10 protein-coding genes are annotated in these 10,911 nt (G+C 33.8%); 8 read left to right on the top strand and 2 right to left on the bottom strand.

Features of this window, described 5'->3' with window-relative positions; translation table 11 throughout:
• The first annotated feature begins 132 nt into the window (after positions 1 to 132).
• The 5 genes from LY60_RS16170 (at position 133) to LY60_RS16150 (ending at position 4,498) form a co-directional block, all read left to right on the top strand.
• On the top strand, positions 133 to 597 hold the full coding sequence (locus LY60_RS16170) for an NUDIX domain-containing protein (RefSeq protein WP_145078242.1): 465 nt from the start codon (positions 133 to 135) through the stop codon (positions 595 to 597).
• A gap of 84 nt (positions 598 to 681) precedes the next feature.
• Complete coding sequence (locus LY60_RS16165) at positions 682 to 1,170, top strand: pyridoxamine 5'-phosphate oxidase family protein (RefSeq protein WP_145086320.1); 489 nt, start codon at positions 682 to 684, stop codon at positions 1,168 to 1,170.
• Between the two features lie 251 nt (positions 1,171 to 1,421).
• Positions 1,422 to 2,711 (top strand): O-acetylhomoserine aminocarboxypropyltransferase/cysteine synthase family protein, encoded by a 1,290-nt coding sequence (locus tag LY60_RS16160; protein WP_376752533.1) that lies wholly within the window; start codon positions 1,422 to 1,424, stop codon positions 2,709 to 2,711.
• Between the two features lie 169 nt (positions 2,712 to 2,880).
• A complete protein-coding gene (locus LY60_RS16155; RefSeq protein WP_170226277.1) occupies positions 2,881 to 3,702 on the top strand; it encodes a transposase in 822 nt (273 codons plus the stop codon).
• 43 nt (positions 3,703 to 3,745) lie between these two features.
• On the top strand, positions 3,746 to 4,498 hold the full coding sequence (locus LY60_RS16150; RefSeq protein ID WP_484346122.1) for a YfjL-like protein: 753 nt from the start codon (positions 3,746 to 3,748) through the stop codon (positions 4,496 to 4,498).
• 95 nt (positions 4,499 to 4,593) lie between these two features.
• On the opposite strand, the gene LY60_RS16145 is transcribed toward LY60_RS16150, so the two are convergent.
• Together LY60_RS16145 and LY60_RS16140 are read right to left on the bottom strand one after the other, a co-directional pair.
• The gene (locus tag LY60_RS16145; protein WP_246145539.1) at positions 4,594 to 6,042 is read right to left on the bottom strand and encodes a hypothetical protein; all 1,449 of its coding nucleotides are present in this window, start codon (positions 6,040 to 6,042) and stop codon (positions 4,594 to 4,596) included.
• A gap of 285 nt (positions 6,043 to 6,327) precedes the next feature.
• Positions 6,328 to 7,434, bottom strand: coding sequence for a LysM peptidoglycan-binding domain-containing protein (locus tag LY60_RS16140; RefSeq protein ID WP_170226275.1), 1,107 nt, complete (start codon positions 7,432 to 7,434; stop codon positions 6,328 to 6,330).
• A gap of 394 nt (positions 7,435 to 7,828) precedes the next feature.
• On the opposite strand from LY60_RS16140, the gene LY60_RS16135 reads away from it, so the two are divergent.
• The 3 genes from LY60_RS16135 to LY60_RS16125 are packed head-to-tail and all read left to right on the top strand — an operon-like array spanning position 7,829 to position 10,858.
• On the top strand, positions 7,829 to 8,341 hold the full coding sequence (locus LY60_RS16135) for a hypothetical protein (RefSeq protein ID WP_145086306.1): 513 nt from the start codon (positions 7,829 to 7,831) through the stop codon (positions 8,339 to 8,341).
• A 1-nt stretch (position 8,342) separates the two neighbouring features.
• A complete protein-coding gene (locus LY60_RS16130; protein ID WP_145086303.1) occupies positions 8,343 to 9,746 on the top strand; it encodes an MBOAT family O-acyltransferase in 1,404 nt (467 codons plus the stop codon).
• 11 nt (positions 9,747 to 9,757) lie between these two features.
• A complete protein-coding gene (locus LY60_RS16125) occupies positions 9,758 to 10,858 on the top strand; it encodes a DHHW family protein (protein WP_145086300.1) in 1,101 nt (366 codons plus the stop codon).
• The last annotated feature ends 53 nt before the right edge of the window (positions 10,859 to 10,911 follow it).

The raw sequence follows: 10,911 nt of genomic DNA, 5'->3' as shown, positions 1-10,911 counted from the left end.
GATCCTTACGGAGGATATGGCAGCTATGCAGAAGTTAAATGTCCTAAATGTGGCGGCGTAGGATGGGTTCCATGTTCATTCTGTTTTGGTGACGGGACAATTTTAGTACTGGAATAGTCATGGGGGACTTAAATGGAAAAAATTTTTAATATTGATGAAATAACATTTGGTGAAAGACTTGAGAATACAGATTATTTTCAAAGAAAGGCTGTATATGGTATTGTAATAAGCAGTGAGGGTAAAATAGCAACAATTGAGACACCAGGTGGCTATTTTCTGCCGGGAGGCGGAATCGAAAACAACGAAAGCCATGAAATGTGCCTAAAAAGAGAATTTCTTGAGGAAACAGGTTATGAGATTACTGTTGGAAATTATATAGGCAGGTCGTCCATGTATCATATAGCAAAAAATTACAGATACATGCATGGCATAGGTTTTTTTTACTTTGCAGATTTATATTTTAGGAAAAATAATGGCATAGAGAAGGATCATAAATTGATTTGGTTAGAGCCATCTGAATGTATCAATTGTTTGTTTTTTAAACATCAGTCATGGGCAACAGCAAAAGCCATGAACATTAAGGGATTAACTGTATAAAGCTTTAATAAGAGAAATCACAGACATTTGTGTAGTAATTATATTCAAACAAAATGTATAGGGATGAAAGTGAGGAAATAGTCAATGTTTAGAGAAATGAGAAGAAACAAGCAATTGTTATCAATGGAGGACACAATATCTGTAATGGGCAGATGTACAAATGGAGTTCTGGCATGTTTAGGGGACGATGATTATCCATATGCAGTTCCTGTTAGTTATGTCTATTATAATGAGAAAATTTATTTCCATTCAGCAAAGGCAGGACATAAAATAGATGCAGTTGCTAAAAACCCAAAGGTGTCTTTTTCAGTAATAGACGAAGATACCATAGTAAGCAAAGAATATACTTCATATTTTCGCAGTGTTATAGCCTTTGGAAAAGCAAGAATAGCAGAAGGTGATGAACGTATTGAAGCATTTAAAGCTTTAGTTGAAAAGTATTCAGGTGATCAGCCTGAAGAGGCCAAACTTAAGGAAATAATGGGATGCATGCAATCTTATATTTTTGCAATTGATGTGGAGCACATAACCGGCAAAGAAGCCATTGAATACGTAAGAGCAAAAAGTAAATAAATTGCTATGGGATAAGACGACCTTTTAGTTATACTAAATCGTCGTCTTATTGTTTTTTTAAGTATTTTCAAATGCAAAACCTGTTTCTTTGAATTATTTCAGCCCATAAAATACTAATTTGATATAAACATAAGCTATAGCAGATTATTATTTTTCAGTATTATTACTTTTCTTTATTCGCTGATATAATAAACAAAACATAAATATATTCAAGGATAGATATGTGGTATCTATGTATAAGGAGAATAATCATGAGCGAAGAAAGAAAATTAAAGTTTGAAACACTGCAGCTTCATGCAGGACAGGAAAATCCTGACCCAACTACTGATTCAAGAGCAGTTCCAATATACATGACTTCATCCTATGTATTCAAGGACAGCAATCAAGCGGCAAACCGATTTAGTTTAAGTGAAGGCGGTAATATTTACACACGTTTAATGAACCCCACTTCATCAGTGTTTGAAGAAAGAATAAATGCATTGGAAGGTGGTATTGGAGCACTTTCTACAGCAAGCGGTGCTGCCGCTATCACGTATGCGGTGAAAAATATTGCAAGAAATGGAGACCATGTGGTTTCAGCCAATACAATTTACGGCGGAACGTATAATCTGTTTGCACACACATTAGAGGATGACGGCATTACAACAACATTTGTTGATCCAGACGAAGAAGGTGCATTTGAAAATGCAATAAAGCAAAATACAAAACTAATTTTCATCGAAAGTCTAGGTAATCCAAATTCTAGCATTATAGATATTAAACAGGTTGCAGACATAGCTCATGCACATAAGATTCCTTTAATAGTGGACAATACATTTGCAACACCTTTCCTGCTGCGTCCATTTGAATACGGAGCTGACATAGTTGTTCATTCTGCAACAAAATTCATAGGTGGTCATGGAACAGCAATGGGAGGCGTAATAGTTGACAGCGGTAATTTTGATTGGGAAGGCAGCGGAAAATTTGATATATTAACACAGCCAAATCAGAGCTATCACGGAATAAGCTTCACACGGGCAGTTGGAAAAGCAGCGTATATTATTAAAGCAAGAACAACACTAATGAGAGACTTAGGAGCAACCATAAGTCCATTTAACAGCTTTTTATTGCTTCAGGGTTTAGAAACTCTATCCCTAAGAGTTGAACGCCACGTTGAAAATGCTTTGAAGGTAGTTCAATTTTTAAATAATCATCCAAATGTTGAAAGAGTAAATCATCCAAGTCTGCCGGATAATAAATACAACAAACTGTACAATGAATATTTTCCTAACGGAGGAGGTTCAATATTTACTTTTGAAATTAAAGGAAATGCAGATGACGCTAAAAGTTTCATAGATAGATTGCAAATATTCAGCTTGTTGGCTAATGTGGCTGATGTTAAGTCCCTTGTAATACATCCTGCAAGCACAACTCACAGCCAAATGACTGATGAAGAACTAAAAGAAAGCGGAATTAAACCAAGTACAATAAGATTATCAATAGGGACAGAACATATAGATGATATTATTTATGATTTAAATCAGGCTTTGCAATACAAATAGTCACAGGGGACGGTTCTCTGTGACCACCAATAACTCAAATATGATATAACCATGCCATTATTATATTTATTGACATAGATATTTTAATGGTATATTGTTATGTTATAAAAATATCAACATGGCAGGACATAATTCTTTTATTTTAGGATGAATGGAGGAATGTGTTAATATGCCAAGACAAGCAAGGATTTACAGTGAAACCGGTATATATCATATAATGTTGCGCGGTAATGAAAAGAGAAAAATTTTCCTTGATGATGAGGATAGAAAGAGATTTGTTTATACCTTGTTTGAAAAAGCTTCTGAGGAGAAATCTGATATTTATGCTTATTGTTTGATGGACAATCATGTTCATTTGCTATTGTATGAACATAGTGCAAATATTGCTAGGTTAATGAAAAGAATTAATGTTAGTTTTGTTTATTATTTTAATAAAAAATACAAGCGGGTAGGGCATCTTTTTCAAGATCGATACAAAAGTGAGATTGTAGATAATGAATATTATTTGTTGGCAGCAGTGAGGTACATACATAATAATCCAGTGAAGGCAGGTATTGTAAGTTGTCCTGAACAGTACTGGTGGAGCAGTTACTGTGATTATATTTATAAAAAACGTAATGAAATAATAGTTGATAAAGTTTTGAATTTGTTTTCTGAAAATAATGCAGAAGCAATCAAACAATTTATTATTTTCAGCAACTTGGATTGTGATATTGAATTCATAGATTTTATGGAAAAAAGTTTATATGAAATAAGGTTAGAGCAAGAAAGGCATGCTGTTGAAGCTTTATGTTCTATTCTATCCTGCAAAGGATTATGCCTTGAAGATTTATTGAAAAAAGAGAATTGCAAGCAAAGAAATGAAGTAATCATTTGTTTAAAAAAGGATTTTGATCTCTCCGCAAGACAAATGGCTTTCATTACAAATATCGGTAAAGGAACGGTGCTTAAAGTATATAATGAAATGGTCAGGGAGAACCGTCCCCTATGACCGGGGACGGTTCGAGGCCATTTGACCTAGCAGGAGGTGTAATATTAAGATAAATATTAAGTATAAAATTGTAATATTAATTTCACTTTTGATTATGGTATTTGTGTTTATTTTTATTAATTCATTTACAGGAAATCCTGTTTCTGCATTTATTGTATCTGGCAAAATAAAAGATTATGCTGAAGCAAACTATAATGATATGGATTTAGAACTATCTGAAGTTAAGTACAATTTTAAAAACAGTGCGTACGGCTGCCATGTGCAATCAAGAAAAAGCGAGGATACAAACTTTTATATAGGTTATAGTCATGGCAGAGTCAGCGACGACTATGAATATGAAGTTGCAAATCATTTTACAACCTATCGCCGGCTGAGTAAAGACTTTAATGACATGGTTACACACATCATTGAAAAAGAATATCCCTATGAAACAACATTAATCATAGGAGATTTGCTTGGTGATACTCAACAGCTTACTCCGGATGCACCACTTAACCTGAAAGATATGCCGCTTCAGCTGTCATTGAATGTGAGTGTTTTAAGTGACAATCAAAGTGATGAACATCTGGCAGCACTGCTTTTGGAACTTCATCAGCTTTTGCTAAGCAATGATATAACAATAGACGAATATACTATCCGACTTGAGGAACCAATGCCGGAGGAGAAAAAGCCAGGGAGCGGCTACAATATATACTTAGTTGACTTTCCTGCAAAATACATAACTGAAGACAAAGAAGTTCTTACAGCTGCTATAAACAAACATAAATTAGAATCAAATAAAAACGAAAAATATTAAATTTATGTTTATAGTAAATAGTACAAGAAAAAACAGCACTAGCTAGTGCTGTTTTTTTACGTAAAACATAATTAAACAAAAATAGCTTTCTATAGTTATTGTTTCTTAGTAAAAAGAATCGCTTGGTCCCAGATTACATCAAAAACGTATGGACCTACCATAGCCATTTTATCCAAATAAACTCTGAAGACTATGCGAACGTCCTGATTATTATCAACTCCATAGGCTTTACCAAGAGGGTTTCCTGTGCTGTAAGGTATGATGACAACATTGCCTTCATCTGATTTTCTAGCTATTTTATATACATAATAGTAACCGGCGTTTTCATACCCTTCAGGGAAATACTCCATAGCAGAATCCGGAAATTGGACTGTGCTGAAGGCTCCTGCAACTCCATTAAACAGTTCTACCCCGTAAAAACTTGCATTGGAGTATATTGCTTTTCCGGTTCGTTCATGATTGATGCCATATACTATCACAAAATCTTCATCACTTTTTAATTGAAAATCTTCTGTTTTAAAATACACTGCATCTCTGTTATCTCCATAAACATTAAAATCTCGCAGGATGGCATTATAGTTGTCAGGAATTCCGATAGATAATTCCAGATCCACATGTTCATAATTTGCACCACCATATTTTTTAATGATTTCATTTCGTAGATAATCTAAATCGTTCCTGGAGTCAGGGACAATCTGATACTCGGTAATGCCAGTTTCTCTAATTTTAAGTGTTGGTACAGGCCATGGTGCTGAAGTGGTGATGGGGATTTTGGGTGTAATTCGGAGAACCTTAATAAATTTATCAATATTATTAAGATATTGATTACCTATTTCTTGTTGTGCCCATAATGCAATCCTCATCATAAATATGAAAGTATCCTTTCCGGCCTCCAGTCCCATGTTAACCAGCTCCATAGGTATATTGTCATTATTCATAATGTCCTGGCTATATCCAGCCATAATCAGAGCATTGCGGATTTCCCGGTTTATGTTCCTGTCAGCTGTGCTGATGATGATTGTGGAACTGTTATATGTATTTCCAGGCGCTCCTTTTGGAGTGTTGTCAGTCCATAAGTTATAATTATTCAACTGATCACCCAGACTGGAAAAAAGCATATGATAAAAGCCTGTATAATCATTGCCGGTCGTAATATATTCACTGTAGTCTTTTTCTGGTTTATTTTCAATAAAACCAATATAACTTCTGAAACAGTAGTACAAGGCGGGAGGAGGTGTAATTCCAATTAATACAATAGCCTCATCAGTTCGCAGCTTAGAGGAAAATCCGGGTGCCAAGTAGTCAATGTTGGCGGGATAATTATTTGAATTATAAGGATCGTATCCTATGGGAGGCTCCTGTCCTTCTGATGGATCCTGGTTTGGGGCTGGGGGAAGAAAGCAGACTGCATATGGAGCACCTACGTTGTTCCCTAAACAGGAATTAACTTTACCTTCGCTGCACAATCTTATTATATCAACATAGCTTAATTTTCCTTCCTGAACAATAAAACCTCGGTTATTCAATGTGTCAACAAAATTCATTATATATCTATCAGCGTCATCTGCATGACTGTTTATTTGCCTTGAGAAGTTAGGATTGTTAATTTGTGTATTAGTGCAGTAAGGGCATGAGTGTACTTGGCAGATATAGCATTGTGAAGAACTATAAATAGGATTATTAAAACAGTAAGGATATGTCATATACATATTATTCTTTCCTTTCACAGAGTTTATTTGTGTTGCTGGATATGAACAGATGACAAGGGAACAGTGCTTAAAGTATACAATGAAATTGTCAGAGAGAACCGTCCCCTATGTTCTATTTTCCTAAATATCCATAACTTGTGTTACTGTACCAAAGCTATAGCCTTTTTCTTTTAAATTTGCTATTATTTCCGGCAGCGCCTCGGCTGTCTGAGGCGCAGATTGGTGCATAAGAACTATAGCTCCTGGTTCAATATTTTCAACTATGCGGGAGATTATTTTATCAACTCCCGGGTTTTTCCAATCCAGAGAATCAATGGTCCACATTATTGAAATGTACCCAAGAGATGCCAGGGTATTAAGGGCTGCTTGATTGTATTCACCATACGGTGGTCTGAATAAATACGGACTTAGTCCAGAAATATTTTTAATGAGTGCATCTGTTCGCATAATTTGATTGATAACTTGTGGTAATGGTAGTTGCGGAATATGAGGGTGCGTATAGCTGTGGTTTCCTATTTCATGTCCTTCTGCTGCTATAGCTCTTACAAGGTGTGGATAGTTTATCAGCCAGATACCGGTCAGGAAAAAGGTTGCTTTTATATTGTTTTCTCTTAATATTTGAAGCAATGTGTTTGTCTGATTATCTCCGTATGTAGCATCAAAAGTAAGTGCAACCATTTTTTTTGATGGATTTCCTTTGTATATGGCAACAGCATTTTCTGGAATTGTGATTGTAATTTCTCTTCCGGGTATTAGTTCAGACGGTTCCATGCCTGGATTAGCCTTAAGTATTGATTGAATTGTTGTTCCAAATCTTTTGGCAATTTCATAGATAGTGTCTCCAGGCAGCACGGTATATTTTATTAAGCCAGGTTCAACAGGTTGAAATGGATTTACTGCATCTTTCGGCATGACAATTTTCATCCCGGGATATATCAGTGATGGATCCATTATATTGTTTAATTCAAGAATACTTTGAATACTTACTCCAAAAAGAAGTGAAATAATATATAGTGTATCACCCGGCTGTACGGTATATATTATGCTTCCTGGCGGACTTTCTATATCTTCTTCATCAACAGGTATTAAAATAATTGAACCCGGAAAAATAAAATCAGGGTTGGTAATGTTATTGACATCTATGATTGCATTTACAGTACTCCCATAAATCTTGGCAATAGAGTAAATGGTATCTCCAGTTTGTATTGTGTATATTATTGTCGACATAATATCCTCCTCACTATGTTTTCTATATATTACTCGAAATATATAAAAATGTACGTTTTTGCATGAGAAACTGTCAGGATATAATATGAATAAATGCATTTTTTAGCATATTATGATGAAAAGTTCTAACATGAAACGGTTCTCAAACAAAAAAATCTTGATTATGAAGAAGGGTATCATTAGAAAAAGAAAATGAGCATTAAGCAAGACAAATGGCTTATTAGCAATTGAAACAATGTTAAAATATATAATTAAATGGACGCAGAGAACCGTCCCCTATGGTACGTCCTATGGTAATTGGTAAATTTTTCATAAGTAATTATGGAACTTTATTTATATGGTTCCGTCTAATAGATTATGACATGCATGCATAATTATTTAAAAGGAGAATTTTATGAAAAAGTTACATTTAATTATATTGACATTAGTCCTTGTATTTAGTTTTACAGGATGTCAATCAAAAGGCGCGGATACAAGTCCAGTAGAAAATAAGAATCTTGAGGGAGACCTTGAGAGTATCTTAGATAAGATATATGAAACAGCCGATGTAGATGATTCATTCAAAGATTATGTTAAAGATGGTATGCAAACCACAGAAATAACAGCAGAAAATGTTAAATATTATCTTGGTAAAGAAGGTATAGAATTTGAAGAAGCCATTGCTTCAGAACCTTTGATTAATGTTCATGCTTATTCTTTATGTTTAGTGAGAGTTAAAGAAGGAGCAGATGTTGAAAAAATAAAGTCAGATATTAAAGAAAATGCAGATCCAAACAAGTGGATATGCGTAGGGGTGGACCCTAACAATGTTATTGTTGATAATGTTGGGGATGTAGTAATTCTGATTATGAGTGATGAGGACGGAAGCGCTTTACATGATGCTTTTCTTCAATTAAAGGAAAAATAAAATGTTATTCTCGAGTATTAGCTTTATATACTACTTTTTGCCGATAGTCATAATGCTATACTTCATAGTGCCATTTAAGTTTAAAAACTTAGTCTTACTGGTTTCTAGTGTATTTTTCTACTTTTATGGAGAGCCGGTATATTCAATTTTGATACTAATATCATCTTTATCTGGATATCTTCATGGATTGTGGATTGATAAGTCAAGAAAGAGCAGATATGCGAAATTACCGCTTATCTGCTCCATTATTTTTAGTATAGGCATTTTACTATATTTCAAGTATGCTGATTTTTTTATTGAAAATGTCAATTGGCTTTTTAATTTAAAAATAGCGCCTTTAAAAGTAGTTCTTCCAATAGGCATCAGTTTCTATACCTTTCAGATTTTATCCTATACTATAGATGTTTATAAAGGCAATGCAAAGGTGCAGAAGAATTATTTCAGCTTTGCTGCTTATGTTTCTTTGTTTCCACAGCTTATAGCAGGACCTATAGTTAGATATACAACAGTTGAACAGGAATTGTCAAAACGCAGTCATACAACCGAAAATTTTGCTTATGGTGTTAGTCGCTTTATAGTGGGTCTGTCTAAAAAAGTGCTGATTGCCAACACATTAGGAGAACTGGGACGTGTTTTTTCCAATTTAAATGAGAGAACAATTTTATTTTATTGGATTGCAGCAATATCATTTATGCTTCAAATTTATTATGATTTTTCTGGCTATAGTGATATGGCTATAGGACTTGGTCGTATCTTTGGATTTCACTTTCTGGAAAATTTCAACTATCCCTTTATATCCAGGAGTATTTCAGAATTTTGGAGAAGGTGGCACATATCTCTCGGAACTTGGTTTAGAGATTACCTGTATATACCCATGGGCGGGAATCGTTTAGGAACTGTCAAGTGGATTAGGAATGTAATCGTAGTGTGGTTTTTGACGGGCTTTTGGCATGGGGCTGATTGGAACTTTATTGTTTGGGGATTGTATTTTGGAATTTTTCTAATTCTTGAAAAGTTTCTTTTAAATTCAATTTTAAATAAGTTGCCAGCTTGTGCAGGGCATATATATACTCTGTTATTTGTGACAATTAGTTTTGTAATATTTAATGCATCTAATATGACTGAGTGCATTGAAAGTGTAAAGGGAATGTTTGGTTTTTTAAATATACCATTATCCAGTGCCGAGACAGTTTATTATTTAAGCAGCTATGGATTTGTACTCATTATTGCTGCTTTTGGAGCAACTCCTTTAACTATTAAAACAATAGAAAAGATAAAATGCAGTAAAAAGGGCGAATTTATCATAAACGTTTTAGAGCCCATTGTTCTTTTGTCTTTGCTGTTGTTAATTACCGGGTACTTAGTTGATGGCTCCTTTAATCCATTTTTGTACTTTAGGTTTTAATTGAGGTTACCATGAAAAATAATATAAAAAATATAGTAGTTACTGTCAGCTTTATTATTATAATTTGGGGTTTTATGGTTGCTAATATTTTAATTCAAGACAATGAATTTTCATACAGCGAAAGACGTAGGCTAATTTCATTTCCGAATTATTCTCTTCAAATGCTTTTAAATGGAGAATTTATTGATGAATTTGAAAAATATTCTTTAGATCAGTTTATATTTCGTGATGCTTTCAGAGGATTAAAAGCAATTGGCAAATATTATTTGTTTAATCAAAAAGACAATAACAATATTTATATAATAAACGGAATAATTGAGAAAATGGAATATATGCTGGATGAAAAGTCTGTAGTAAATGCAGCTGAAAAACTAAATGAAATATATGAAAAATATCTTACGGGTAAAAATGTGAACTATGCCATAATTCCGGACAAGAGTTATTTTATTGCTGATGAAAATGGTTATTTAACAATAAACTATGACAGGATGCTGGAATTAATGGAACAAAATACTCGAAATATGAAATATATTGATTTGTTTTCAGCGCTTTCTATAGAAGACTATTACAAGACTGATATTCATTGGAGACAGGAAAAGATTATTAAAATTGCTGATTTGCTGTTAAATGAAATAGGAAATGATTCAAAGTTATCCGGTTCTTATATTGAACATAAACTTTATCCGTTTTACGGATCTTATTATGGTCACGCTGCTTTAAAATTACAGCCCGATTCTATGTTTTATTTAACAAACAAGATTATTGAAAATGCTGTAGTATTTGATCATCAGTCAAATACATTCGGCAAGGTTTATAACTTAGAGATGTTTGATGGAATGGACCCATACGATATCTTTTTATCTGGTGCTAAGCCCTTAATCACTGTTTATAATGAAGAATGCAAAAATAATAAAGAACTGCTTTTGTTTCGTGATTCATTTGGAAGCAGTATAGCTCCACTGATGCTTGAAGAATATTCTAAAATTACATTAATTGATTTAAGGTATATATCAACAGATTTGTTGGGTAATTATATAGATTTCTCACAAGATCAGGATGTGCTGTTTTTATATAATACGCGTATTTTAAACAACAGTTCAATGCTGAAATAACTATAGGGGACGGTTCTGATGACTAATCAGAACCGTCCCCTATAATATTATCA

Source organism: Sedimentibacter saalensis (assembly GCF_007830175.1).
Lineage (GTDB): Bacteria > Bacillota > Clostridia > Tissierellales > Sedimentibacteraceae > Sedimentibacter > Sedimentibacter saalensis.
This window is presented reverse-complemented; position numbering and strand designations above follow the sequence as displayed.